Annotated in this window: 27 protein-coding genes and 2 tRNA genes; 9 read left to right on the forward strand and 20 right to left on the reverse strand. The window is 47.8% G+C overall.

What is annotated here, in order from left to right; translation table 11 throughout:
* The first annotated feature begins 56 nt into the window (after positions 1-56).
* Together DYP60_RS07750 and DYP60_RS07755 are read left to right on the forward strand one after the other, a co-directional pair.
* On the forward strand, positions 57-647 hold the full coding sequence (locus DYP60_RS07750; protein ID WP_237446275.1) for a DbpA RNA binding domain-containing protein: 591 nt from the start codon (positions 57-59) through the stop codon (positions 645-647).
* A gap of 3 nt (positions 648-650) precedes the next feature.
* Positions 651-1289 (forward strand): MBL fold metallo-hydrolase, encoded by a 639-nt coding sequence (locus DYP60_RS07755; RefSeq protein WP_117330439.1) that lies wholly within the window; start codon positions 651-653, stop codon positions 1287-1289.
* A 63-nt stretch (positions 1290-1352) separates the two neighbouring features.
* Here the strand turns inward: DYP60_RS07755 and DYP60_RS07760 are convergent, their stop codons facing one another.
* Positions 1353-1712: a TraR/DksA family transcriptional regulator gene (locus DYP60_RS07760; RefSeq protein WP_117330440.1), complete on the reverse strand. Its 360-nt coding sequence runs from the start codon at positions 1710-1712 to the stop codon at positions 1353-1355.
* 272 nt (positions 1713-1984) lie between these two features.
* Between DYP60_RS07760 and DYP60_RS14250 the strand changes: the two genes are divergently transcribed.
* Positions 1985-2356, forward strand: a complete 372-nt coding sequence (locus tag DYP60_RS14250; RefSeq protein WP_160526006.1) for a hypothetical protein — start codon at positions 1985-1987, stop codon at positions 2354-2356.
* Between the two features lie 86 nt (positions 2357-2442).
* Here the strand turns inward: DYP60_RS14250 and thrH are convergent, their stop codons facing one another.
* The 5 genes from thrH to cobT are packed head-to-tail and all read right to left on the reverse strand — an operon-like array spanning position 2443 to position 6335.
* Positions 2443-3048, reverse strand: a complete 606-nt coding sequence (gene thrH / locus DYP60_RS07775) for a bifunctional phosphoserine phosphatase/homoserine phosphotransferase ThrH (protein ID WP_117330443.1) — start codon at positions 3046-3048, stop codon at positions 2443-2445.
* Positions 3049-3078: 30 nt separating this feature from the next.
* Complete coding sequence (gene cobS, locus DYP60_RS07780; RefSeq protein WP_117330444.1) at positions 3079-3837, reverse strand: adenosylcobinamide-GDP ribazoletransferase; 759 nt, start codon at positions 3835-3837, stop codon at positions 3079-3081.
* Complete coding sequence (cobU, locus tag DYP60_RS07785; protein WP_117330445.1) at positions 3834-4481, reverse strand: bifunctional adenosylcobinamide kinase/adenosylcobinamide-phosphate guanylyltransferase; 648 nt, start codon at positions 4479-4481, stop codon at positions 3834-3836. Before cobU ends, cobS begins: the two co-directional genes overlap by 4 nt.
* On the reverse strand, positions 4468-5292 hold the full coding sequence (gene cbiR / locus DYP60_RS07790; protein WP_117330446.1) for a cobamide remodeling phosphodiesterase CbiR: 825 nt from the start codon (positions 5290-5292) through the stop codon (positions 4468-4470). The genes cobU and cbiR overlap by 14 nt, the downstream gene beginning before the upstream one ends.
* Positions 5289-6335, reverse strand: coding sequence for a nicotinate-nucleotide--dimethylbenzimidazole phosphoribosyltransferase (gene cobT / locus DYP60_RS07795; protein ID WP_117330447.1), 1047 nt, complete (start codon positions 6333-6335; stop codon positions 5289-5291). Before cobT ends, cbiR begins: the two co-directional genes overlap by 4 nt.
* A gap of 60 nt (positions 6336-6395) precedes the next feature.
* Between cobT and DYP60_RS07800 the strand changes: the two genes are divergently transcribed.
* Positions 6396-7301 (forward strand): DMT family transporter, encoded by a 906-nt coding sequence (locus DYP60_RS07800; RefSeq protein WP_117330448.1) that lies wholly within the window; start codon positions 6396-6398, stop codon positions 7299-7301.
* Here the strand turns inward: DYP60_RS07800 and DYP60_RS07805 are convergent.
* Together DYP60_RS07805 and DYP60_RS07810 are read right to left on the reverse strand one after the other, a co-directional pair.
* Positions 7291-8175 carry an HhH-GPD family protein gene (locus tag DYP60_RS07805; RefSeq protein WP_117330449.1) on the reverse strand — a complete coding sequence of 295 codons (885 nt, stop codon included), beginning with the start codon at positions 8173-8175 and terminating at the stop codon, positions 7291-7293. The two genes, DYP60_RS07800 and DYP60_RS07805, sit on opposite strands and share 11 nt — an antisense overlap.
* A complete protein-coding gene (locus DYP60_RS07810; protein WP_117330450.1) occupies positions 8172-9404 on the reverse strand; it encodes an AI-2E family transporter in 1233 nt (410 codons plus the stop codon). Before DYP60_RS07810 ends, DYP60_RS07805 begins: the two co-directional genes overlap by 4 nt.
* Before the next feature lie 55 nt (positions 9405-9459).
* Between DYP60_RS07810 and DYP60_RS07815 the strand changes: the two genes are divergently transcribed.
* From DYP60_RS07815 to DYP60_RS14255, 4 genes are all read left to right on the forward strand, one after another.
* A complete protein-coding gene (locus DYP60_RS07815) occupies positions 9460-10203 on the forward strand; it encodes an RNA methyltransferase (RefSeq protein WP_117330451.1) in 744 nt (247 codons plus the stop codon).
* Positions 10196-10990 carry a glycerophosphodiester phosphodiesterase family protein gene (locus tag DYP60_RS07820; protein ID WP_117330452.1) on the forward strand — a complete coding sequence of 265 codons (795 nt, stop codon included), beginning with the start codon at positions 10196-10198 and terminating at the stop codon, positions 10988-10990. Before DYP60_RS07815 ends, DYP60_RS07820 begins: the two co-directional genes overlap by 8 nt.
* Positions 10991-11030: 40 nt before the next feature.
* The gene (locus tag DYP60_RS07825) at positions 11031-12140 is read left to right on the forward strand and encodes a DUF362 domain-containing protein (protein WP_117330453.1); all 1110 of its coding nucleotides are present in this window, start codon (positions 11031-11033) and stop codon (positions 12138-12140) included.
* A gap of 95 nt (positions 12141-12235) precedes the next feature.
* Complete coding sequence (locus DYP60_RS14255) at positions 12236-12391, forward strand: hypothetical protein (RefSeq protein ID WP_165849541.1); 156 nt, start codon at positions 12236-12238, stop codon at positions 12389-12391.
* A 76-nt stretch (positions 12392-12467) separates the two neighbouring features.
* Here the strand turns inward: DYP60_RS14255 and nagB are convergent, their stop codons facing one another.
* The 4 genes from nagB to DYP60_RS07845 all read right to left on the reverse strand — a co-directional run bounded on the left by nagB (position 12468) and on the right by DYP60_RS07845 (position 14776).
* A complete protein-coding gene (gene nagB, locus DYP60_RS07830) occupies positions 12468-13280 on the reverse strand; it encodes a glucosamine-6-phosphate deaminase (RefSeq protein WP_117330454.1) in 813 nt (270 codons plus the stop codon).
* 52 nt (positions 13281-13332) lie between these two features.
* Positions 13333-14403, reverse strand: a complete 1071-nt coding sequence (gene mnmA / locus DYP60_RS07835; protein ID WP_117330455.1) for a tRNA 2-thiouridine(34) synthase MnmA — start codon at positions 14401-14403, stop codon at positions 13333-13335.
* Positions 14404-14475: 72 nt separating this feature from the next.
* A tRNA-Asp gene (locus DYP60_RS07840) sits at positions 14476-14549 on the reverse strand.
* A gap of 153 nt (positions 14550-14702) precedes the next feature.
* Positions 14703-14776 (reverse strand) — tRNA-Asp (locus DYP60_RS07845).
* Between the two features lie 106 nt (positions 14777-14882).
* On the opposite strand from DYP60_RS07845, the gene DYP60_RS07850 reads away from it, so the two are divergent.
* Positions 14883-15782, forward strand: a complete 900-nt coding sequence (locus tag DYP60_RS07850; RefSeq protein ID WP_117330456.1) for a phosphatase PAP2 family protein — start codon at positions 14883-14885, stop codon at positions 15780-15782.
* On the opposite strand, the gene DYP60_RS07855 is transcribed toward DYP60_RS07850, so the two are convergent.
* The 8 genes from DYP60_RS07855 to DYP60_RS07890 all read right to left on the reverse strand — a co-directional run bounded on the left by DYP60_RS07855 (position 15742) and on the right by DYP60_RS07890 (position 26559).
* Entirely contained in the window at positions 15742-16335 is a 594-nt protein-coding gene (locus tag DYP60_RS07855; protein WP_117330457.1) for a 3'-5' exonuclease, read from the reverse strand. The two genes, DYP60_RS07850 and DYP60_RS07855, sit on opposite strands and share 41 nt — an antisense overlap.
* On the reverse strand, positions 16332-17606 hold the full coding sequence (locus DYP60_RS07860) for an L-cysteine desulfidase family protein (RefSeq protein WP_117330458.1): 1275 nt from the start codon (positions 17604-17606) through the stop codon (positions 16332-16334). The genes DYP60_RS07855 and DYP60_RS07860 overlap by 4 nt, the downstream gene beginning before the upstream one ends.
* A gap of 58 nt (positions 17607-17664) precedes the next feature.
* Positions 17665-18876 carry a mannose-6-phosphate isomerase, class I gene (gene manA / locus DYP60_RS07865; RefSeq protein WP_117330459.1) on the reverse strand — a complete coding sequence of 404 codons (1212 nt, stop codon included), beginning with the start codon at positions 18874-18876 and terminating at the stop codon, positions 17665-17667.
* A gap of 90 nt (positions 18877-18966) precedes the next feature.
* The gene (locus DYP60_RS07870) at positions 18967-20586 is read right to left on the reverse strand and encodes a Na+/H+ antiporter NhaC family protein (protein ID WP_117330460.1); all 1620 of its coding nucleotides are present in this window, start codon (positions 20584-20586) and stop codon (positions 18967-18969) included.
* Between the two features lie 209 nt (positions 20587-20795).
* Entirely contained in the window at positions 20796-22067 is a 1272-nt protein-coding gene (locus DYP60_RS07875; protein WP_117330461.1) for a TonB-dependent receptor, read from the reverse strand.
* A gap of 14 nt (positions 22068-22081) precedes the next feature.
* On the reverse strand, positions 22082-23551 hold the full coding sequence (locus DYP60_RS07880) for a hypothetical protein (RefSeq protein WP_117330462.1): 1470 nt from the start codon (positions 23549-23551) through the stop codon (positions 22082-22084).
* Positions 23552-23786: 235 nt separating this feature from the next.
* Positions 23787-25709: an AMP-dependent synthetase/ligase gene (locus DYP60_RS07885; protein ID WP_117330463.1), complete on the reverse strand. Its 1923-nt coding sequence runs from the start codon at positions 25707-25709 to the stop codon at positions 23787-23789.
* Between the two features lie 115 nt (positions 25710-25824).
* Complete coding sequence (locus DYP60_RS07890; protein ID WP_117330464.1) at positions 25825-26559, reverse strand: GntR family transcriptional regulator; 735 nt, start codon at positions 26557-26559, stop codon at positions 25825-25827.
* Between the last annotated feature and the right edge of the window lie 24 nt (positions 26560-26583).

The following is a 26583-nucleotide window of genomic DNA, read 5'->3' on the forward strand; positions in this document are numbered from 1 at the left end:
GTTCCCTTAAAAATTTAAACTTTCAGCCCTTCCGCTGGCACGGACCAAGAGGCATTATGAACCAAGGAGAATTGCTCATGGCTATTGACAACAAGAGCACCCCGACCGACGACCTGGTAATTGACACCATCCAGCTGCTTGCTGGTAAAACCAAGGCCGACCCAAACCCTGATGAATTGGAACAACTAAAACGTCTGATCAAAAAGAATGTCCCATTCTCGCTTCGTGGCTATTTCATGGCCTATCTGCTTAGGGAAGTTCTGCAGGCAAACACCCCGAAAAGAGCTGGTTCAAATGCAAAACCAGCACCTAAGGCAAAACGAGAAGCCCCTACCAAGAAAGAGGAACCCAAGGAAGAGAAAGAGAACCAACAACCTCGCAAAAAGACGCCCAGACCGCTTCCTGAAGGAGCAAGAACACTGTATCTGAACATTGGTAAGATGAAGAGACTGTACACCAAGGAACTGAGTCAGATACTCCAGACAGAACTTGGTATTGAAAGAGACGACATCTACAGCATTCGCATCCATGACAAATACTCCTTCATCAGCATGAGTGAAGAGAACTGCGAAAAAGCAATTGAGAAGCTCAATGGAAAGGACATCAGAGGACGGACGGCTTCCGTCAGCTATTCTAACAAGGAGTAGAAAATGATAGTGGAACGACTTGTGGTGGGGCCCTACCAGACAAATTGTTACATCATGGGTAATGAAGAGACCTCGAGTGCCTGGATCATTGATCCAGGTGCCGATGGTCAGCTCATCATTGACCGCATTACCCAGAGAAACCTCACCCCTGTCGCCATTCTTTTAACCCACACGCATTGGGATCATATTACTGCTGTGGGAACCCTTATTACAAAATGGCCTGAGCTTGAGATACTCGTATCAGAGCAGGAGGCATCCTCACTTTCGTATGAACATGTCAAGCAGGTCTGCTTTGACAAGAGTTTCTTACAGATGTATGACAAAGAGCTACAAATGCTTCCCAAGGCAACAGGTTTTCTCTCTGATGGCCAATACTTGCAAGATAGCCATCTTCTGGTGATGCTCACCCCCGGTCATACCAAGGGGGGCGTATGTTTGTATCATGAGGAAGGGCAGTTTATGTTTACTGGTGACACGCTGTTTGCCGGCAGTATAGGCCGTACTGATCTGGATGGTGGTTCATATAGTGAGATCATTGCAAGCTGCAATCGATTACTGAAGCTCCCAGGAGAAGTGCAGGTACTTCCAGGACATGGACCTACAAGCACAATCAAGGACGAATACAGTAACCCGTTCCTGTAAAAAAAACCAGATTGTCCCTAACAAAAGGTTCCATCTGGTTTCTTTTTCTGCCCTCCGTTGCGTTTATCTTCTCCCGGGGACCTCTTCTGCGTTTTTGCAAGCGATGCAAAGTACTGCATAAGGGATAGCTCGAAGTCGTTCTTCTGGAATCTTTTTTCCGCATCTCAGACAGGATCCATATTTCCCATTATGGATACGGGCGATGGCATTCTCAATGGAACGGAGGCGGTTAGCCTCATGTTTGTTTATTGCCTCCATCTTTTTGAACGCAATATCATCAGCCGCCACATCGATGCTGTCTTTGATTCCCATGGAATTGACCATCTCCCGGAAGTCACTGTTATCCTCAGTGAGTTTTTCCAACAGTTCTTTTCTCATGGAAACGAGAAGTTCTTCCATCTCATGCACAAATGCCTCGGACATTACACGCCTCCTATAAGGGACAGTAGCTGTACCCCTTGGATTTTTATCCATATAAGATGGGGATAAGATGCGTTGTTGTCAAGCTCCTTACCTCATTTTTAGGATTTTTAGCGTGTTTTTTTGTCTGAGCTTTCACTGTATGTACCAGGTATGCCCCTACCCTATTGAAGAAAAACGCTTCTTGAGCTGTGTGTGCCATGCAGAATATGCATATACCTTTTGGTAACCTCTGGAAGATACCGTAGAACAAGGTGCATATCGTGGGTGATGCAATGAAAGGTATCAATACCCCAGGGCAAGCCATGGACTCAGGAGGCGTTGCCTCCTTTTCCGCCCCAAGGGACGGGGTATCTCACCTTGCTTTCCCGGCACTCGCTCCAGAGAGGAACCATCATGCTGATTCCTTTCCTCTCGCTCCGTTGGGGAATGAATGGATAACCCTGTCTTCAAATCCCAGGAGGGTAGACACCCTATGCGTAGCATGTATTGCTCCGCCGGAAGTTACCAAGCTATTGCGTAGGTTCCTTTTCATCGAGTTTCTCCTGCTTCTCGCGCATTTGACGGTCAAAGATCACTGCATATCTGATCAACAGTACAGAGAACACTATCAAGACCAATGCCACTACGATCACAAGGAGAGCTGAAGGCTTATATGCTAAGGCGAGCAGCGAAAAGCCTATAAAGAGGGAGAGAATGAGGACAACAATGTTTGGAGTCAGCCTACTCTGTTTCATCGGCCAATGAACTCCTTGATGATCTTCAGAAACTCATCGTATGTCTCTGCGATCTTCAAATCTGGATACTGCTCAAGAATCGTCTGGGGAGCACGGAACAAGCAACCTCCATCCGCTTCCTGAATCATGGTAAGGTCGTTGTAGGAGTCTCCAGCTGCAAATGTTCGGTAATTGAGGGACTTCAAGGCTTGAATGGCTTTCTTCTTGCCATCGTGAAGACGCATCCTATGACGAATAATTCTGTTCTCAGTATCGACTTCCAGATCATTACAAAAGATGGTAGGCCAGTTTAGCTGACGCATAAGAGGACTGGCGAACTCACTGAAGGTATCGCTGAGTATGACCACTTGGGTCATCGATCGCAAAGATTCCAGAAAGGAGAGCGCTCCTTCCAGGGGTCCCATCTTTGCTATGACATTCTGGATATCCTTGAGTTTCAGATTGTGTTCCTCAAGTATCTTGATCCGGCCGCCCATCAGCTTGTCATAGTCCGGTTCATCACGGGTGGTAATCTTCAGCTCCTCGATACCTGTTCGCTCTGCAACATTAATCCAAATTTCCGGTACCAAGACCCCTTCCAAATCGAGACATACAATATCCATCCGCTACCTCCCAGAATGTATTGCCTAGTATTACCGACTGATGGCTTGTGTTGCAAGAGGGAGGAGGAATCCAAGCATGGCAGCAGTCTCTGTGAGCACCTCCACTGCACCCAGGACATCCCCGGTAACCCCTCCTAGCCGTTTCCTGCTGATCAGAAGCACCAACATGCCTGTACAGAGCGAAAGAAGAAACGCAATCAGGGCATTGAAGGCATACTCATGTGAATACAGAAACAGCAGAACCAGGATAATCACTACCTGCAAAAGTGGAAGAACTATATGGTAAGGTTTTGCTGAACGTACCAGAAGGGAAGCAGTCCCCTCTCCTTCCCTCGCATAGGGCATCAGGGAAGCAGCGATTACCTGGTTCAGTCTTCCAAGCATCGGTACCAGAAGCAACGCCAAAGGAATATCGACGAGTTGCTGTAAGGAGGCATATTGGATCAGGAGTACACAGAACAGGGTAATCAGGGCAAAAGCACCGCTGTTACTATCCTTCATGATAGCGAGACTGCGTTCCTTATTCCATCCTCCTCCCAACCCATCGGCAAAGTCACAGAGCCCATCGAGATGAAAACCCCGTGAGAGATAGGCAGAGAGAGCAAGGATGAGCGCTGAACGAATCTGGGCTGAGAAAGGTAGATAGGAGGCTCCTACAAAAAAAAGACCGAAGAGAGCTCCCACAAATGGAAACCAGAACAGAATGCGTTGTTCCTTTTCCAATGTCCGGTAGGGAAGCGGAAAACGGGTGAGGGTGCGCAACGCACCCCCCAGACCTAGTGTAATCACAGAATTTTTCCTTTAAGAGCAAGAGGAAGCCCTGCGACCATTACGATTACATTTCCAGCAATCTCTGCAAGTTCCTGATTCATCCAACCGCTCAAATCCCTGAATGCCCTACTTTCTGCATCCGCAGGGATTAAGCCCAGACCAGTTTCATTGGTGATGAGGAGAATCTCACAGGGGGGATGCCTGAGCACTTCATAGAGCGCATCTTCCTCGGGAAACCGTTTCTCAGGTATGCCTCTATGATGGAGAAGATTGCCCAACCAAACAGTAAGACAATCGACAATACAGACCTCCACAGATGGGGGAAGCTCCTGTATGGCACGAGCGATATCCAACGGTTCCTCTATGGTGATAAATCGATCTGCACGATCCCTCTGATGAGCTGCAATACGTGCCTTCATCTCATCATCAATCGGTTCGGCGGTTGCAATATAGGCACGGGCTTGGGTACCGTCACACACACTGAGCGCATAATCTTGTGCATAGGAACTCTTCCCGCTTCTCCCACCCCCGATAACCAGTGTTACCTCACTCTTGATCTTGGTGTGGATTTTCATGGACCCCGCAGTGGAGACCATCGTGCCTTTTGCAGGTCGAAGCGGATATCCCTTTACTAGAGTCTTCTTCGTATCAATGGTTGCCATACCTACCTCCCGAATCTTTTCCCATCATACCATGGCTTTTCTCTAAGAGGGAGAGGGAAGCATGTAACTCTGCTTCAGAAAAAACCTCCAAGGTAAGAACCCTCTGCACGTTGTCTTTTTGGGTTTGCTGGGAGAAAGCAGAGAGGAACCGGCTTACACTCGCCGTGTCCCCCTTATCTAACCCCAGATGATCCTTGCCACCATGGACCCCGTGGAGGTGTGCAATACGGGTCCTGGGCAAGAGGGAGTCAAGATTCTCCTGCATGGGGTACCCCATCAACCAGATGTGCCCGATATCAAGTGTAATAGATAGGTCAAAACGTTCCACAAGCGGATAAACAATGGAGAACGGATAACTCAAGGTTTCGATACAGAACATTCGGCTCATAGCCCCATACTGCACTACCATCATTTCAAGACTCTGCTCAAGGCATTTGGTCCATCGCTTGGGATGCGGGGAGGGAACAGGACCATAGGACTCTGGGGTGAGATGCAACACGTAACCGAAGGGATGTAAAGGCTCAGTAAGCGTGACGATTCGCTGCACGGTTCGTAAGAATCTAGTTCGTTCTTCCGGGTCCGCAGACCCTGGGTAGATGTCCAGGGGGAAATGCACGGTATAACTCAAACCATGTGATTCACCCAGTAGAGCGAGCTCCTTGATAGTATGCTCATCCGGCAGATTGCTCATCTGTTCACTCTCAAAAAGCACCAACTCAATATCATCCACCTTGTCTGCGAGGTAACGCACATTGGGTAGGATATCATCTGGGATGATGTAGCTTGTGGTTCCAGTCCGTATGTTCTTCATGCCAACCCCATCGACTGTAACAGCTTCGTGCTATCGGTAACCTGGGCATCGGAGAAACTGGTCATATCGGTGAGCAGGTGACTTGCCAGACGGACCAAAGGCCAGGCAGCCAAGGCACCGGTCCCTTCACCCAGTTGCATCTGAAGATCCAAGAGAGGTTTTCCACAGCCAAGTGACTCCAGCATGTTTCTATGTCCCTGCATTCCTGACTGATGGCATGGGATAAGGTACTCATGGAGATGCTCGTCCATGGCGTTAGCGACCAGTGCTGCACTCGTTACGATGAAGCCATCAAGCAGAATAGGGAGGGAAGCCTCTGCAGCTTCCAGCATGCCTCCACAGATGGCAGCAATTTCATACCCTCCAAGATTACAAAGCACACTAAGCGGGTCCCTCTGAGGATGAAGTTCCAAGGCTTTCTCGATAACAGCAACCTTGTGGAGTAATTCAGTATCGCTGAGCCCAGAGCCCTTACCTGTTATCTCAGAGACAGAAAGATTGGTCAGGGCAGCTGACACAGCAGAAGCACTAGTGGTATTACCCACTCCCATCTCCCCAAATGCAATTGCCTGGGCTCCTTCTTTCACTGCCAAATGAACCCTGTTCCTGCCTACTTCCATTGCCTGAAGGCAGAGCTCCCGTTCCATTGCAGGGCCTTTCAAAAAATTCTTAGTTCCATAGCCGATCTTACAATCGACTACTGCATCCTGCTTGGCAAAACTATGGTTCACCCCTACATCAATCACAGAGAGTGTCGCATGGTTCAAGGAAGCAAAGAGACTGCATGCCCCACCACCGGAAGCAAAATTACAGCACTGTTGGTAGGTAATCTGCTGAGGGCTATGGGTAACCCCCTCCTCCACCACTCCATGGTCGGATGCAAACAATAAAAGAGAGAGGGAGTCCAAGGGCTCCTCCTTGATCAGCGCAAGCTTGAGAGCGAGAGATCCAAGTCTCCCAAGACTGTTCGGGGGCATTGCTTTTGCAAGCAACTGGGTTTCATACTCCCTGATTCGGGTAAAGTCGATAGCTTTGATTGACATGCGCTCATTGTAGAAGGAAAAGCTCTGGCGCTACAAGGCAGAAACCGATACAATGCGCCTATGAATCAGACACTCTATCTCTTCCTTGACATGATGACTGGAATGGTCATCTCCGTCATGGTGGTCTCCAACACCCTCTTAGGACAGGCAACCACCATGGGTGTCTCTCTGATCATCAACCACTTGATCGGATTAACCATCCTTTCTTTCATCCTGTTCCTTGGAAGGAAGTCACGGGCTATCAACGGTCCAGGAAGAAAGGTTCCCTGGTATCTCATGTTCAACGGTCTCTTCGGCCTTGCCATCCTGAACCTGAACTACACCACCGTGGTACATACCGGTGCTTCGCTTGCAATGGCCTCCACAGTATTTGGTCAGAGTTTCTGTTCTTTGGTGTTCGATCTTACAGGGTGGATGGGCATGCAGAAGCGTAGTCTGAACCGGACAAAAATTATCAGTCTGAGTGTCAGTGCGATTGGGATTATCATCATGGCGAGCGGAGGAACAGCGGATTTTGCTTTCTTCTATGTGTTGCTCGGATTACTCGCTGGTGCTCTTACCATGACACAGATGGTTCTCAACAGTACGCTTGCCCTCTATGAGGGACCCATCCGTGCTTCTCACAGAAATTTCATCGGTGGACTGGTGGCAGGATTGGTTTTTTATTTCCTGTTTCAAAGAGATGCAACAATCGTTGGTCTGAAAACCCTTCCCCAAATCCCCCTGCTCCTCATCATTGGTGGGGGAACACTGGCTGTATTTGTCGTTGTAAGTACCAGCTACGTCATCGTAAAGATTCCGGCTGTATACTCCGCGCTCCTACTCTCCTCAGCTCAGATTTTGATGAGTCTCTTGATTGATTATCTTTTCTTTGACACTTTCAGCCTACCGTTGCTTATCGGTGCACTGTTGATGCTGTTGGGTATGGCAGGTAATTTGGCAGCTGACAAGAAACCTAAACCTTAGCTATCCGGTAGGTCCCTTCCGTTTCCTCGACAAACCCCTCTTTCACCAGCTGTACAAGACAGTACATCACCCGCTCTTCCTCAAAACGGGAGAGCAATGAAGTCACCTGGTCCTGTTCTTTCGCACCGGTATCGGCAAGCAGATGGATCAACTGTCCACGAATCTGTCGGTTGGAGTTCTCGAACTTTGCTTGCTTGGAGTAGTGGGCACTCCTCACATTTGAATTGGGAATCAGACCTTTGAGCAAGACACCAAAGTCCATCAAGGCGTAATACCACTGTTTTGGGTCCTCAACCCGTTGCACCAAATGAGCGAGCAACGATTCCAATTCCTTGTCCTTCACCCCTTCCTGATCAGGATAAAAACAATGAAGCAGAACCCTGCGTATATTTGTTTCGAGATAGATGGTTCGCTCATGATAGCTGAATGCCCCAATTGCCGCAGCGGTAGCCTTTCCTACCCCAGGCAATGAACGGAGTTCATCTTGCTCTTTTGGTAGAGTCCACCCCCATCTCTCGCTTTCCATGGCACTCTTGCGTAGATTCAAAGCCCTGCGGTTATAGCCCAATCCCTTCCAATGAAAGAGCAATTGATCAAGCGGGGCCTGCGATAGGTCCTTGAATGTAGGCCAGAGGGAGAGAAACAGCACATACTTGGGAATGACCCGAATGGTTTGGGTTTGTTGAAGCATTACCTCTGAGAGCATGATCCGATACGGGTCACTGGTCTCTCTCCAATCAAACCGTCTGCCATGCGCTTCATAGAAGCCAAGGATTGTGCGTATGAATGCTTCATACCCGTCACTCGTCTGGCTGAAGGTTGGTTTCAGGTAATGGACTGCTTCTTCAGTTGATAGATTCGGGAAATCCTTCATTTCTTGTCGCCGAAATTCTCCGGAAGGACAAAGTCACCCTTATGATAATCTTCGTGGGCTTCCTTCTCCTGGGCTTCATTAATGTGCTCGGCCGTGGGATGTTCTCCCCGCTTGAGCTTGTCCTGCTTACGCAGGTAGCGTTCCAATGCCTTTTGCTTGGCCGTCTCCCGTTGATAACTCTTCCCATTACTTATCAAGATGGCAACCGGCCTCAGACTCTTGATATTCGCACAAAGAATCTGCAATACACTAGTAAGCGGTACTGCGATGAACATTCCAGGAAGTCCCCATATGAAGCCCCAGAGGGAGAGAGAAACAAGAATGACGAAAGGGGAAAGGTTGAGCTGACCACCCTGAAGACGGGGGTCTATGATGTTTCCCAGAATCATCTGGGTGCTGATTGCAAGGATTGCTACATAGAAGACATTTGTCCAATCGGGGGCAAACTGGATCAAGGACATGATGATGACCATAGTCGTTACAATGACTGAACCAATGGAAGGAATAAAATTAAAAATGAAGGCCAGCACTCCCCAGAGAATGGGAAGGTCCAGCCCAGTAACCACGGCGGTAAGGAAAAAGAGTCCACCAGTGAAGGCACTGATCACCACTTTCAGGAGCAAGTATTTGGAGGTCTGACGGGTAATGCGTTCAAACATGACAGCCACTTTCATACCCTTGTTCCTGGGAATCGCTGCAAGCAGTTTGGGAATTACGCTCTGCCTTTCAAGCAGCAGGAAAAGGACAAAGATGTAGACCAAGAGAGCGACCTTGGCAATGGAGAAGAATTTATTGGAGATTGAAGTCAAACTGCTGATAGCTATGCTTGACCAGTTCACAGGCAGAATCGAGAGAAAGGAAGCCCCCTCTGGAAGCTCTATTAAGGTACTCGCCCTACTGGTGAGAAGCCTGTCCAAGGAAACCACTTTTTCTATATAGAAGGGAACCAGGTCAGCCAAGGTATTTACTGTTATGACAATAAACCAGCCGGCAGCAACAAAGATACAGAGCAACAGCGCCATAACGAAGATAACCGAAACGACTTTGGGTACATGGAGCCTATCAAGCCTACGAAGTAATGGGGTGAATAATAAATAACAGAAAAACGAAAGGACCAAGGGTATCATTACGTCTTTCGATATTTTCAAGGCAGCAAATACTGCCAATGTTACAATGACACCAAGGAATATTTGGATGTACTTATTTCCTGAGAAAGGTTTTTCTGTCATAGGACAACTATAGACTAGCTTGGAAAAACCTGCAATATCTGTTATTACTGGTTCTATGGACCAACAAACCAATTTGGATAGGATTCAAATCGTACTGGTGGACACACAGGATGGAGCCAATATCGGCGCTACCTGTCGTGCCATGAAGACCATGGGCATTACGCACCTGGCCTTGGTGGGTAATCGTGAATATGATGAAAACCGTGTCAGGACACTCGCCTTGCATGCCAGCGATGTGTGGGAGCAAGCCAAACGATTCCCGTTACTCAAAGAGGCCCTCTCTGGAAGCGTACTCAGTGTTGCCGCGACAAGAAGACGGGGCAAGTTCCGAAAGCACAGCTCGCTCAACCCTACCCAATTGGCGGAGGTGGTGCAAAAAACTGGTGATGGGCTCATTTCCATAGTCTTTGGAAGGGAATCTGATGGGCTAACCGATGATGAGGTGGCCATGTGCAGCCAGGTGGTTACTATTCCCACCAGCGATCAGTTTCCTTCTCTCAATCTCTCCCAAGCCGTCCAAATCATCACCTACTGTCTCTATGATACCATAAAGACGTATCCGGAGGGGGCGAACCCGGTGACGCAGGACCGCTGTGAAGAGGCCGCCCTTAAAGCCAGTGAGGCGCTTGATGAAATCGGATACTTCAAACTCGGGCAGGAGAAGCTCTGGACCTTCCGCTTCCTTCGAGATGTTTTCGTACGTTCTGCGCTTACTGAGAGCGAAATCCAGAAGATGGAGAAAGTGTTTGTTAAAATGGCCCGGATCAAGGCATATAAAAACACGGATTACGATGAATGAATCTTTTTTTGACCCGATGCCTCGTGTGGTAGCACATAGAGGGGACAGCGCACATTTTCCAGAGAATACACTCAGTGCTTTTCTGAGCGCCTGCACCTTGGGAGTCGATGTCATTGAAACAGATGTACACTTGAGCAAAGACGGGGAGCTTGTTATCTGGCATGACGAAACCTTGGATCGCAATACCGATGGATCGGGCCGGGTGGAAGACCATACCCTCTCTGAGTTGAAAACCTACGATGCAGGATATATGTTTACAGCAGACAATGGCAAAACGTATCCTTTCAGAGGGAAAGGAGTGCAGCTCTGTACCTTGAGAGAAGCATTGGAGGCATGCCCATACCAACGATTCAATGTGGATCTAAAAAGCAAGGATTCCGCCATCGTGGACACGTTCATTGAAGTAATCCATTCGATGCAGGCTACCGAGCGTATCGTTGCTGCTTCTTTTCGTCTCGCACATCTCAAGTTGCTACGAAAAAAAGCCCCTGACATACTGACAAGCATAACTACGCTCGAGGTCGTACCACTCTTGGCCCTTCAGAAGCTCCATTTGCTCTCAAGGAAGAAACACCCTATCATCTTCCAAGTGCCAGTACGTCAGTGGGGCATCGAAGTGATCACCCCTTCTTTTATAAGAACGATGCATAGCAGAGGGAGCATTATCCAAGTCTGGACCATCAATGAGGAAGCTGAAATGAAACGCCTCTTCCAGATGGGTGTAGATTCGGTAATGACCGATAAACCGGCTTTAGCGATCAAAGTTGCAGCAGAGCTGGGACTCTGATAGGTAAAACAATACAATCAAATACAAAGAGAGGTACCTTTTGGAAGCTTCCAAAGTCTACTACACAAACTTACGCTGTGATAACGGGGACTCCCGCTTGCTCAAGCTCACCAGGTTGATCAAGAGGGCAGGAATTGAAACTATTGACTTCAAGAACAAGTTTACTGCTATCAAGATCCATTTCGGAGAACCGGGGAATTTGGCTTTTCTGAGACCTAACTATGCCGCTACAGTTGTAGAGCTGGTGAAGGAGTTGGGAGGAAGGCCATTCCTTACCGATTGCAATACGCTCTATGTCGGGGGAAGGAAGCATGCGCTCGATCATATGGAAAGCGCCTATAAAAATGGATTCATGCCCTATGCAACAGGTTGCCATATCATCATTGCCGATGGGCTGAAGGGAACTGATGAGACATTGGTCCCCGTTCCTGGTGGTGAGTATGTCAAAGAAGCAAAGGTAGGACGTGCTCTGATGGATGCCGATATCCTTATCAGCCTAGCCCACTTCAAAGGCCATGAGGCTACAGGTTTTGGAGGCGCTCTCAAGAATATCGGGATGGGTGGAGGTTCTCGCGCAGGAAAGATGGAGATGCATTGTGATGGGAAACCTCAGGTTGACCAGAGTCTTTGTATCGGTTGCGAAGCTTGTATTGACATCTGCGCCCACGATGCCCCGCACATCACTGATGGGCTCTCTTGGATCAATCAGGACAAGTGTGTCGGTTGTGGACGCTGTATAGCAGTATGCCCCACCGATGCAATCTCAAACAACGATAACAGTTCAAATGACAAGTTGAACTGTAAAATTGCTGAGTACACCCATGCAATTTGCCATGGGAGACCAAACTTCCATATCAACATCGTTACTGAGGTATCACCGAACTGTGATTGTCATGGAGAGAATGATCTGGCCATCGTACCGGATGTAGGGTTCTTTGCTTCCTTCGACCCTGTTGCATTGGATAAGGCATGTGCGGATGCAGTAAACAAGCAACCGTTTATCCCTTCCTCTGCTCTTGGGGAAAGCGACCACTGCCACCATGATCACTTTACAGACACCCATCCAACCACGAGCTGGAAGGTAGCCCTGGAGCATGGGGAGAAACTGGGATTGGGAACCATGGGGTATGAGCTGGTTGAAGTGAAATAACTCTACAATGCAGAGGATAGATGTGGAAAAATTGGGATGTGCTCTCTCGGTATCGACCACCCTACCTTTTCTGGCAGGTATAAACAAAGGAGCTGTTGCTGGGTAGGTATTTGGAACTCGAATTTGCAGTTAACGCAACAACGTTTGCAAGTATCGGAGCGAAGGCAATTGATGGTATTTCAGCTGAAACAGATATAGGGATGAGCGGCTTGGCGCTCACTGCCCATGTAGGAGTTTCGGTCGCTTTCTAACCTACAAAAAAATAGATGTTACAGGCCCTGATCCTTACGGTTCCATGGCCTGTTTTCTTGGTTCACTCGGTTATGGTTACGAGAGCATATTCTCTACCGCGAGATTATCCCCTTCAATGTCCTTGAAGTACTTGAAAGTATTCAGTTTCAACTCTCCACATGCTGCTTCATCACATACAATGACAGCTCTCGGGTGCAGTTGGAGAGCACTACAGGTCCAGCTCTGGCTAACACCGCCCTCGATGGTTGCCTGCAAGGCACGTGCCTTTGCATGACCATTCACCAGGATGATGACTTCCTTGCTGTCTGTTACGGTCTTCACTCCAACTGTAAGGGCTTTGGATGGCACTTTGTTCATATCATTGTCAAAGAATCTGCTGTTCATCACCTTTGTATCGTAGGTCAGTGATTTCACCCTGGTTTTGCTGGAGAGGGAAGAGAACGGCTCGTTGAATGCAATATGGCCATCGGAGCCTATGCCACCCAGGAAGAGCTCGATGCCACCAAATGCAGCAATTGCATCTTCGTAGGCAGCACACTCTGCCTCCAGATCTTTCGCATTTCCATCAAGGATATGTACATTTTCCTTCTCGATGTCAATGTGATTGAAAAAGTTTTTCCACATGAAGGTGTAGTAACTCTGCTCATGGTCTCTTGGGAGTCCCACATATTCGTCCATGTTGAAGGTGACGACGTTGGCGAAGGAAACATACCCTTCCCTATTCAGCCTGATCAATTCCGCGTAGGTCCCCAGCGGAGAAGATCCCGTTGGCAGCCCTAGCACGAAAGGACGATTTTCATTCGGTTCGAACTCCCTGATTCTGCTCGCGATATACCGTGCAGCCCAGAGAGAAAGGTTCTCATAATCGTTTTGAATGATGACTCGCATAGTGCTCTCCTTGTCGTTCCATCATAAACGGAAAGACAGTATGAGACAACTATCAGAAGGCTTCTTTGATGATGCCACCTGCGAGGATTCTGTCCCCTTCATAGAGAACCAGGGACTGTCCTACCGTGGCTGCCTTCACTGAGTCAGAGAATACCGCAGTAATGGTTCCATCACTATTCATGTGTGCTCTGGCTTCAGTGGGATACCCAGTGGAACGGATTTTGGCTTGTACTCCCACTTCTCCCTCCAAGGAAGCCTTCCCACTCCACACAACGTCATTGGCTGTTACCGTACTCTGCAGGGTTTCTTCCACAAAGCCGACCACCACTTCATTTTTTTGTGCATCAAGCTGCAGTACATAGAGAGGTCGTTCGGCGGCAATACCCAGTCCTTTTCTCTGCCCAATGGTGTAGTGCCAGATTCCGTCATGAGTTCCAAGGACTTCTCCACTCTGGGTGACAATATTGCCCCGCTTGTTTTCCACTTCCAAGAGGTCGGTGTAATCCCCATCGTAGAAATCCTGGCTCTCCTCCTGGTAGACTTCATGAAAGCCTTGTGCTACGTCGATAGCCCGAGTTTCCTCCTTGTTCATGGAACCCAAGGGGAAAAGCGTTGTAGCAAGCTGTGACTGGGAGAGACGATAGAGGAAGTAGGATTGGTCTTTCTTTGGGTCCACTGCCCGGGTGATTGCATATCGCCCGTTTTTTTCTGTGATTCGAGCATAGTGTCCTGTGGCAAACTTGTCAAAGACAAGCCCACTCTCCCTGGCATAATCAACCATGGCACCAAATTTGATTTTGGCATTGCACCAGACACAGGGATTCGGTGTACGTCCATCCATGTATTCATTCTTGAAGTTTGCAAGTACGACGTCCTCAAACTGATCACTCAGCTCAAGCACATGGTGTTCTATACCGATCATTTTGCAGATTCGCTTGATGGCCTTGATGTCTTCGCTCTTGTCGGGAGCAAAGCAACTGGTTGAGCCTAGTGGCCGAGTCAGGTGGGCACGTTTATTCCAGATGGTCATGGTTACCCCTGTAACTTCGTGTCCCTGTTGCTTCAACAGATATGCCGCAACGGAGGAGTCTATTCCTCCACTCATTCCTACTAGTACCTTCATTGTGCCTCCGAAAATCAATCTAACCATATACTATAGCGAAACCGCCCTGGAATCCAAGGCGGTTTCTTCAAGCGAGAGTGACGGGACTCGAACCCGCGATCTACGGCGTGACAGGCCGTCGCGATAACCAGCTTCGCTACACCCTCATAGCATGAGTGAAGCTACACTATCACAGTATTTTTGTCAACATGGCTAAAATAGTTTTTCCCATTTTCCACCAAAATGCATAAAATCGAATCGGTATAACCAAGATAACAGAATCCTTTGCTCATCAATGATGGACAAAGGATTCTTTACAACGAGAGTGACGGGACTCGAACCCGCGATCTACGGCGTGACAGGCCGTCGCGATAACCAGCTTCGCTACACCCTCAAAAAGCACTCTTGGAAACTACACGATAGAAAAGCTTTTGTCAACACATTCTGCTGTTGCCAATCAGGAAACACTTGCATATACTTCCCGCAAGGAGAAGATACCCATGCAAGAATCCATTATGCTGTTCTTTTTAAATATCGAGAATCCCGTTCTCGACTTCCTGGGCAACATTGCCTCACTCTTGGGAGAGCAAACCTTCGTTATTGCCGTCATTCTGTACATCTTTTGGAATCATGACAAGAAGAAGGGATTCGGTCTCTACTCATCAGTACTGCTCTCAGTCATCGCAATGGGTATCTTGAAAGCCATTGTCCGGGCTCCCCGTCCATTCCAGGTATTGGAGTCAATCCAAGGGAAACGACTGGCGACCGCAACCGGCTACTCATTCCCCAGCGGACACACTACCACCGGTGCCGCTTTCTATACAGCACTCGCCCTCTCATTCCGCAAGCGAAAGGTTAGCATTTTCTGTGCGATCATGATGACACTGGTAGGATTGAGCCGGCTCTATCTTGGCGTACACTGGCCAATCGATGTGTTTGCAGGACTCCTGCTTGGAGTTTTCATCAGCTTCGCATTCTACCACTATCTGGACTATCTCTATGATGATGAGAATCGACGCATGAGGTACTTGCTTATCATGGGGACCATCTTTGCCGTAAGTGGAGCTGTAATCAGCATTCTGCTCAACTTTTTCTCAGCAGATGAGACAGCATTCAATGACCTGATGAAGGTCCTGGCGCTCGGCGGCGGAGGGTATCTTGGCTTCGCTCTTGAAAACAAGAAGGTTCAATTTTTGACGGATGGAACCTTGGGCAAGAAAATTGCCCGTTATCTTATCGGCTTGGTGGTAGTACTTCTGATCATGGGATCAAAAGTCATTATCCCAGAGTCTCTGTATGCGATCGGAGGCTTCGTGAGGTACAGCCTCGTAGGGTTCTGGGCAACTGGACTCTATCCACTTATAGGAAAAAATCTGCATCTTTTCTCTGGTGCTCGATAATCTTTGGCTCAATACCCTTGGTAATCAGGAACCGGCGAAGATCAAGCAACTCGTTGAGGTGCCCTTGGCAGAGCCGGTACATGATCTTTCCACACATGATGGCATCATCAAGAGCGTAGTGAGCCTGATACTCCATGTCGAAGTAATCGACAAGGTAGGAGAGCTTGTAGCTGTGCATCTTTGGCCAGAGCTTGCGTGCAATGGTCAGGGTGCATAGATAGCTCATTTCCCGAGCTTCCAGGTCATATACTTCGAACGCAGCTTTCATCACTCCCATGTCAAAGACTGCATTGTGAGCAACAAGGATGTCACGACCGATGAAATTGCGCATCTCATCCCAGATCTGGTCAAACTCTGGAGCAGCAAGACACTCTTCACTGGAGAGCTTGTGCACTGCGGTCATCCCTGGATCAAAATATGGATGCTTGGGACGAATCAAGGAGTAATATGTCTCAAGCAGACTCCCCTCTTCATCAAAGCGGGCAAGGGCTACTGAACAAGCTCCACCGGGATAGCTGTTCGCCGTTTCAAAATCTAGTGCGACATAATTCACGACTGTTTTCCCAACATGATGGAGAGAATCGTTTTGTCCGTTTCCTCCATGCCTTCATGACTGATCCTGGAGAGGAAATCCATACTCTCCATACTCGACTTTCCAACGATTCCGCTCTCACTTCCTGGAGAAAGCCCACGAAATGCAAGGTTGCAGGCAAGGTTTGCCGCTTCCACACAACTGTAGATCTTCAGGGCACAGGTGGACTTTGCTCCATCACAGATAATGCCAGTGAGATTGCCAACCATGGTGTTGAAGGCACGGTCCATCTCTTCCAGGCTTCCTCCCAGAAGATAGACCAAACCACAAGCTGTCCCAATGGAGGCAGTAAAGGCCCCACAGAGGGCACTCAGTCGGTCTTTTCTGGCAGTCAAACCCAATCCAATCAGCTGGCTGAGCAACAATGCTTTCCCGAGCTGTTCATCATCTACTTTCAAATATGAGGCAACTACCGCTATAGGGACGGTCAAGGTAATTCCCTGGTTTCCACTGCCACTATTGATAATTACCGGCAAAGGGCATCCTGCCATTCTTGCATCACTGGCAGCGGCTGCCATTGCAGAGCCCAAACTGAAGGCTTCAGTTAGATTTTTAGGCGCTCTCCCTATTGGCTCAGCAGCGATTTTCCCCACTGAAAGGCCATAAGAATGATCGAGTGCATGTCGTGCAATGGCGAGGTTGGTCTCTTTTGCGCTCAGTACTAGGTCAATTGCCTCCTGAGGTGCTTGTTCCACCCACATGAGCATATCAGCAAGACTGGCAGAATCGAGGAACTGCTCATCTTCTGCTTCCAGTTCTGTGCCACAGGCATCGACCGCCAGCTCACGCAGAACGGTATCGTTGTACTGAAGAAAGCTGAACCTGTCGTGTTCTCCACTGATGGTTGCAATGGCAACATCATCACCAGCCTTTGCAATAACCTTGATATACAGGGAAGGAACTCCACTTTCAATAACGAGGGAGACGGGAATTGCGGAGGCCTTCTCTATTTGCTTTTCGGTAAGACTGCTGAGGATACTTAGCCCTTTCTCACTGTCGCCCCCACTTGCTCCAAGGGCTACTGCAGCTTGAATCCCCTTTAGCGAGCAATTTGGGATGCCTACACCCATTGCATTCTTGACCATGTCTCGACTGGTGTAAATTTCCAGAGAGGTAGGCACCAGACCTAGAAGTTCCGCAGCCTTTGCTCCTGCCAGAGCTGAAGCTGCGGGTTCAGTGCATCCCATTGCAGGGCGCAATTCTTTTATTAATATTTTGAGGTATTTATCCATAAAATCACTATATCACTACCCTAATGCTCACTCAAACCCAAAAAATCGAAATATTCCATCATCTAGGAACATCTGCAATAAACAGAGTACCTTTAACCTGCAAGGTATAGGAACCAAGGGAGGCCGCTACCACATGACAGCTGCCTTTCTTCAGCATTCGCTTCTCCTTTTCAGAGATGAACTGGGCACTACCCTCTGAGACAAAGAGCAACTCGATACTCCTTCGGTCGGTAATCTCATAGGTACCACTGGTGAGTACCATGAGATGGAACTCCTCGGTAGGAGTGAGGAGATGCATTCGTCCTGAAGCTCCCCGTACCATCTGAACCTTCTGAACCTCTTTTCCCTTGATCTCAGTGACCTTCATCAACTCCTTGACATCTACTTTCTTGTTTGTAAGCCCGCCACGAAGCACATTATCGGACGCACTCATGAGTTCAATACCATTACCAAACACATAAGCATGCAAGGTCCTTGGCTCAAGATAGAGGGCTTCCCCCTCTTCAAGATGTGTTACGTTCAACAAGAATGGGCAGAACAGTCCGGGGTCCTTGGGATAGGAGACATAGCTCGCAAGGACAATTCCCTTGCTCTCCAGAAAACGACCATCAGCCGTGCTGGTTGGCAACTCTTCATGCATCTTCAGGGATGCTATATACTCATCAATAAGCACGGACAAGGTTTCCTTGCTCATGGTGTACAGTTGTTTGAACAATCGGGAAAGCTGAGCATCCTGGTCCACACCTGTTTCATCAAGATATGAGAAGTATTTAGGATACCCTTCAGGTAACAAGAGTTTCAAAATGGGAGCAATCTGGGAAAGGGGGCGAAATCCACACATTGCCGTAATCGGGGTAAGTGCATAGATTACTTCCGCCTTACGATTGGGGTCCTTGTAGTTCCAGAGTTCTTGGGGAAGGCGTTTACGGATAATCGCTTCCCATTCCCATCCCGCCTTAGCTTGAAGCGTATCGGGATGGACCTGTATGGAGAGAGGCTTCTCAATGGCCAGGATCTTGAACAGAAGTGGCAGCTCATCCCCAAAGGATTCCTGGTGGTCTTCTCCAAACCAGTGATCACTGTCCCCTTTGAGAAACGATGAAAGGTTTTGGTTCGTTTCCATGACGATTGCATCCCCCGAGGGATGGGTTCCAAACCAAAGCTCAGCTTTAGCTTTTCCATCTTCCGGGACACCCAACAGCGCAGGAATGAATGAGGTATTCCCCCACTCATACTCCTTGATATGTCCCTTTATTTGTACAATGTCCATATCAGCCTCCAAGACAAAGTATAGTTCGCTTGCCCTCAGAGAGCAAGTAAACCCACCGGAGGGTGGGCTTACTTGGCACAGAATCGTGTGTTAGTTGTTCAGAATCTTGGGAAGGAAGACCATGGCTGCTGCAAAACAGGCCAAGGTAACAATCCAAGCTGCCAGCACATTCAGGAAGATTCCACCTACGAAAAAGCCAACCAATGCACAAACTGCAGTGGTAATTGCGTAGGGCATCTGGGTTGCAACGTGCTCAAGGTGAGGACACCCTGCACCGGTGGAACTCAAGATGGTCGTGTCACTGATTGGTGAGGCATGGTCACCAAAGACAGACCCACCGAGTACAGCACTCACGCTGATCATTGCTGCATTGAGCAAGCCGGCGTCTGCAAGGCCTTTTGCCTGAGCAAGACCGACAGCAATCGGCATAACAATCGGGATCATGATGGCAAAGGTGCCCCAGCTTGTACCGGTTGAGAATGAGATCAGTGCAGAGAGTGCAAAGGCGATGACAGGAACCAGTGCAATCGGGAATCCGCCACCAACAACTGCATCACTGAGGTATGCAGCCAAACCAAGACCACCATCTGCGGGACTGTTCTTGATAACCGTGCCAATGGTCCAAGCCATGGTCAGGATAATCAGAGCAGGAACCATGCTCTTGATGCCATCAGTTATAGCTCCACTTGCTTCCTTGATAGTAAAGAGCTTGCGAACGGTATAATAGATGTAGGTGATAACCAAGGTGAAGATTACAGCATAGAACAGTGCCATGGAAGCATCAGTGTTATTGAATGCATCACCGAGTGACATGGATGCTGCTGCTGCACCGACACTGGTAATGGTCTCACCGTCAATGGAGGAGAGATAGGTGGTTACTGGGAATAAAATGACTGCTGAAACGATGAGGACAATAATCGGGAAAAGCATATCCAGAGGTTTTGCCTTGTCTGCATTCACATCTCCATCGATGTCTATTTCACCAGGGGCGGGACCATATTTCTCGTTGTACAGGTTACCGGTTTCCTGGGCGTACGCAATGCTTTTCGCCATGGGACCGAAGTTCCGCCCACTCAAAATGATTACCAACACCATGATGATTGTCAGAAGTGCATACAGGTTGTAGGGAACCGAACGGATAAAGAAGGAGAATTCACTGACTCCCAAAGCATCAAAACCTTCAGATCCTTTCACAATGGACATGACGGTAATAACCCAGCTGGAAATGGGGACCAGAATACAGACAGGAGCTGCAGTGGAGTCCAGGATGTAAGCAAGCTGTGCGCGGGAAACCTTGTTCTTGTCGGTAATAGGACGCATGACTGTTCCTACTGCAAGACTGTTGAAGTAGTCATCGATGAAGATCAACAGACCACAGAACCAGGTCATCAAGAGACTGGTCTTCTGGGTATGCAGCTTGTCTGCTGCCCAACGACCAAAAGCGTGGGCTGAACCGGTCTTGCTGAGCATACCGACCAACCCGCCAAGCAATGCACAGAAGAGGAAGATACGGATGTTCCACCCATCGTTGAGCGATCCGGCAACCATGTCGGTAAGATTGATGATTGCTACCAGAGGATTTCCGCCTGCTACGATCAACGCACCAGAAAAAATCCCGAGAAACAGGGAAACCATTACATCCTTGGTAATGAAGGCAAGGGTAATGGTAAGAACGGGAGGAATGAGTCCCCAGATTCCAAAACTTGTCATATTAACCTCTCATAAGGGAAAAACCCTAAAGTGTGATTGTATGGAGACTATATCATGAGTTTTGTAACAAAGGAAAGCTTAAAAAGAGCTGGTTTGTATATTTTCTTACAATTTGTTATTAAAATAACAAATCTCATCCTAAAGAAAGGGACAAGACGCGAGAATGCCCTCCTTTCCAGGGAGGGCATTCCGTGAGTAAGAGTACGACACTAGCGAGACAAGAGTGAGAATCTCAGTGATAATGCATCGATGGGCTTGTCACCGATACTTGCTCCGTATTCCTGTATGGAATAAGCCGCATCAATGTGGAAGATCAGGAGATCTAATCCAGCACCGATGGACTTGTAGCCCTGGCTGATACCACCACGTACATCAAGAATGCTCAGCAATCTTACCGATGCTCCGAGGCGGGTCTGTTCGAAGAATGCACGCTTCAGATCATCACCCTGCAGTCCACCCATTGACGTGATATCTACAACATCCACGGCAAGAACGGGTCTGACCAGGGAACCAATATCTGGTACCCAGGTAAGTCCTGCATCCAGTCTCCAATCGGACTCGATAGTCCACTCATCCTCAAGTATAGAGGAGGATGGTGTTACATCAGCATCATCGGTAAGTCTATCGCCAAGCACCTCATAGGCCCAATCATTGACTGAGTTATAGGTGGTCATCTTATAATTACCGTTGAAGTTCTTTGCCGCTACAGAGAGGGTCAATCCAGCTGGGAAGTTCACGTTAATACCAGCAGAGATTGGGAGAGCATAGCCGGCAATTAGAGGGGTACTACCGATAAAAGTACCCTCAATATCTGGATCATCTTCAGCCATCATATCGGTAATGGAAGATGCACTTTGGGCTTCATAGTATGCCTTGTACACAGCCTGGGCTGTTAGACCAAGGTCGATGCTGATCTTTTCAGGTACAATACCAATTCTGAAGCCGAGTCCAGCAGTAGCTGCTGTGGTTACCTGGGCAATCAGGTTGGTACTCATCATGTCAGCACCAGTCTTATAGGACATAAGGCGTTCCTGAGCTTGCAAGGACAATCCAAAGCTTCCAATCGTCAAAGTGGTGGAAACATCGGTTGTCAGTACGTCTCCATATCCTTTCTTGATGGTTGCCAAGAATTTCTGAGCACCACTTATCATGGAATCATCTGTTCCTTCTTCAAAATCTTCAATCGCCCCACTCTCCAAGATTGCCTTGGGACTGTAAGCAATAACGGTTACCGATGGGAAAGTGAACTTGAATCCACTCTTGGTTAGGTTAGCTGGGTTGATGAGGAAGCTATCATGATAGCCTTTCACACCCAGTCCTGCACCACCCATGCCCATTGCCCGCACGCTCGTTCCCACAAAGGGTTCAGCTACTTGGGCATAGACAACATTCGAATCAGGGTCGTATGCACTCACTGCAAGCAGAGGAGCCGCAACCATGAACAATGCAACCATTGTAATTATTGTTATTTTCGTCTTCATGATATCTCTCCTCCTTAATTACTCTCTGAATCCCAATCATCATAGATGGATTGGAGACTATCTTCGGCTGATGGTTTCAATAAGTCATCCAACAGCTCATCGAGCTGAGCAATACCGTTGATTGAATTGAGTGATTTCAAATTCTTCACGATTGACTCATAGTACTCATAGGTTCTTTTCATTCCTTCTGTCCCATCATGTAAGAACTGCTCAAACCCATCATAGGAGAAATCTGTAATGTCCGGTTCAACCGGTTCATAATCTTCAGGCATCGTTCCAAGACCAATCTCTGGATTATCGTCAAGCAACTCGGCAATAATCGCCTCAGGTCTCGGAGAAGTGATTTCCTCACTCATCCAATATGCATGATGTTCAGTAAAGATTACCGAGATAAGATACTTGATCAAGGTTGAGGTATCGAAGTTCGCATTCGGGACTTCAGAAAGCTCCAATTCACTCTTTCTAGCAAATTGCAGAGCATGCTCAATAGAACCACGATAGGCTTTCTGATTCCTGAGGAAACTCTGGTACTTCGCCTTTGTATAGTCGAAATCATTTCCAGTGTGCGTTATTCCCATGACAGGAAGCAAATCGGGGATCAGATCATTGAGAGAGACCAGAATATCTCCAAACTCATTATCACCCTCTGCTCGGGAAATAGATTGACTGGTATCATCATTCATTCCAGAAAGCAGTGCTGCCAAATCCAACTGACCAGAGAAGTCGATACTTGCTGCTCCTGAGAGTTGCTCAGCTACTTGGGCAGTGAAGAGAGCATCGTCTACAATAGAGAGTACTTTTTCTTTGTTTTCTGCTTTAGTTATGTCGATACTAGTAAAGGAATCATTGCTATCATCTGTATCCAAATTAGTTACCGTATTAGTAATAAGGTTGGTCATCATCTGGAGGATCAAGATATCACCTTGGGTCAACCCCTCTCCTTGTTCAATCTCAGGAAGGGCAAGCTCTGCGAGGGTACTCTTTAAGTCTTCATCAGTCAATTGACCCTGGAGTGCAGTCAGAGTTGCATTGAAGAGCTTCACTGTTCCCTCCGCAGCAGTTTTCTGTTCACCTGATGCAGGAGCCTTCAAGGATTCTACCAGTTGCTTGGTCTGAGTTGGGGAAGCAAAAGCGGTTGCAAGATCGTCTTTTATTGCTTTTTGCTCATCTTCAGTCTGGGGCTTGATGATTGTAGTAACATCACCAGGAACGGTCACTGAAATTCCAATACCATAAGGATCAGCAGTGCTATCTTGGCTGCTACTCACATCTATAGCCGAACCTCCTGTTCCAATACTTGCAGTGGTTGTTGTCACTGCAGTAGCATTGGCTGTATTGGGCTCAACCATTCCGCTTTCTATGTATACATTACCACTAAAATCACCCATTAAACCTGCGATGTCTTGGCGGATACTAGCATCACATGAGGTGAATGCCAGGGTCAGCAGTAGCACCGACAAGATAGGTATTAGAGCCTTTTTCATAACGTCCTCCTCCTGGGGAATTCCTTTCGTATTGCTTTATTCCCTCACCTCTTCAAGCAAAGGCTATCAATCCGTTTTTTCGCAGGTTGTGTCATACCCTGCACTAGTAAAACGTCTCTACATAAAAAGCGTTACATATTTTATGCTAGTTGTCTACTCCGAAACTCCAAAGGACAAGCAGAAAATTCATATATCCGCTTGCCCTTTGCTTTTTATCCAATTGGTTATTCTCTCATTATTTGAAGAACAAGTTCTTTACTACCTCAAGGTTTGCCTTTCGGTTGGCTTCCTCACTCTCATAGAGTGTTACGATTCTGTCCTTGTAGAATTCAGCTGTCTTGTAACGAACGAGTTTCATCGTTGAATTTACCAGACCATCTGCTTCGCTGAAAGGCTTCTCTATCAAGGCAAAACGGGAGGGAATCCACATATCAGGAATAGCTGTGGCATGAGTTTCATAGGAGTGAAGCTCTGCGATTATTCCTTCAAGTGCTTGTTCTGGAGTCGAGTAACCTTTGTCCTGAATCAAGGTGGTGATATCGCTCTCATTCAGGGTAACCAAAGCCGTAGTCATGGCCTGATGATCATTATACACCATTAATTGGTTGATGATGGAAAGGTGGTTAATCATCACCTCTTCAATCTCCTCAGGACTATACTTCTCTCCATCCTTTCTAACCAGAAGAGCCTTGGCCCTTCCGGTAACCACCAAGAAACCATCTTCATCGTAGTACCCGAGGTCACCTGTCCAGAGCCAGCCATCCCTGAGCACCTCTGCACTTGCCTTGGGGTTCTTGAAGTAGCCCTTCATTACGTTCTCGCCCTTGATGACAAGCTCCCCTCGTTGCCCGGTCTTTGCCTCGGTGGTCTCATCCACCATAATCTTGCAGATTTCACTCTTTGCAACCATTCCACTGGTACCGAATTTGTACCGATGCGGGGAATTGCTGCTGATAATCGGTGCAGCCTCTGTTAGTCCATAGCCCTGGAAAACAGGGACACCTATAGCAGCAAAGAATCGTTGCTGTTTTGCTTCCAGTAGCGCTCCTCCACCTACACAGTAGAGCATTCTATTCCCAAAGATTTCCCTAAGTTTTGGAAAGACCAAAAGGTTTGCCAGGGTATACGGGAACCACGTCTTGATTCTGACCCATGTGCCAACCTTGTGGAAACCATCCCCATTACGGAGCATACCGGCTTCAAGCCCACGGTTGAAGATGCCTTCAACAAAAGGTCCCTTCTGATGAATACCCTGAATCATCTTCTTCATGAAGTTTCCGGTTATGGAGGGAACAGTCATCAGAAAATAAGGGTTCACCTCAAGAAGATTTTTCGGGAAGTTTCTGATAATAGAAGCATTCGAACCCCTGGAATCGACAAAGTGCAGGGTTATTCCCCTAAGCAATGCAGTGTAGATTCCCACAGTGTGCGCAAAGCTATGGTCAACAGGAAGCACAACAAGTGTCTCCATACTCGCATCAGGAAGCTTGAACAGGTCAATGGCGTCATGGACATTCACATAGTAATTCAGGTGGGTAAGCATAATACCTTTTGGGTTACCGGTAGTACCACTCGTGTAACAGATGTTGATCGTGTCATTCTCTTCAATGGTCTGTTCAACATCCCCTACCAAACGGGGCTTCTGTTCCAGGAGATTTGCCCCATCGAGCATGAGCGTTTCCCAGGGAACATAGTTCACATCCTGCTTCCAATCTGCCTCCTGAACCTGCTTTTCCAATCGTTCGTCCTGCTCATCCAGGTAGATGAACATAACTGGATGGTCAAACAGTGGAAGTGCTTTTACTGCATTGCCGAGGGTATTAGAGGAAACAGCCAAGGCGACAGCTTCACTATGATTGATGCGGAATGCTACTTCCTCAGGGGTGAGCTTTATGGAGAGCGGCACGCTGATCATCTTTGCCTTGATCAAGCCCAATTCGCAGGTAACCCAGCTACTCTTCCCCTCACTGAGGATTCCAATTGTTTGCTCTGGCTTGAACCCATGGTTAATCAAGTAGGCAGCCACATAGTCCGACTCCACATCAGTCTTCTTGAAAGAACAAGCTACCCAGCCTGCATCGGTCTTTGTATTGGTATATGTGCGATCACTGTAACGTTTCGCAGCCTCATGCAACATTTCTATGATTGTTCTTTTCATTGTTCTCCTCTTTCATCAGCTAGTTGTCTTTACTAACACTTATACAGCTGGTGTCAAGAAAACACAAGGAACAAACCATGCATCCAGAGAGGGAACACACATTTTTATAAGAAAATCATCCACCTATGGAAACATCAGATCGATCCTCAACAGCAAATTCGTACATAAGTCCGTTGAAGACCTTGGTACACCTTCCAATTACCGTCCCATCATCGAGGACGCAGAGCCCTCTGCACCAGAGGCTTGCAGAATTGCAATCGATATCAAGTTGCTTACAGATTTCCTCATTAGGGTTGATGGCAGCCACCTTTCCCTGGACGAAATGGCACTTTTGGCCGATATGCAAACTCACCAAATCGAAAAAGGATCGTTCGCTCTCATCATCAAGAAGGGATATCTCTTGTCCAAACCTTGAAGTGACATAGTAATCGCTTAAAACTGAGGGTTTACCGTCCACGATATGCAAACTCTTGAAATGCCAGAGCTCAGTCTCTGTAGGATCATCAGATACGTGCATCTTTTCACGATCTGCATGCGATACTTCCAGCTTCTCTTTCAAAATGATCTTGTAGTACCCATCATTCTCGGTTTCTTTCCCTTCAATCTTTACCTGGGGATATCCAAGACCCACCACTTTCCGTTTGAACAGCACGAAGGACCCTCTTCCACGGGTACGGGAAATGTAACCTTGACGGACCAACCCGTCCAGAGCACGCCTGATAGTGACACGAGAGACCCCATATTGTTCACAGAGTTCCATCTCAGTAGGAATGCGATATCCCTCTGGCCATTCCCCGAAAATGATCTTCATCTGCAATTGTGAAAAAACAGTCTTGAATTTCAGTGCCATGGTGTGCTCCTCCCATTTGTGCAA

Origin of the sequence: Sphaerochaeta halotolerans, from assembly GCF_003429665.1 — a bacterium.
In the GTDB taxonomy this organism is placed as follows: domain Bacteria; phylum Spirochaetota; class Spirochaetia; order Sphaerochaetales; family Sphaerochaetaceae; genus Sphaerochaeta; species Sphaerochaeta halotolerans.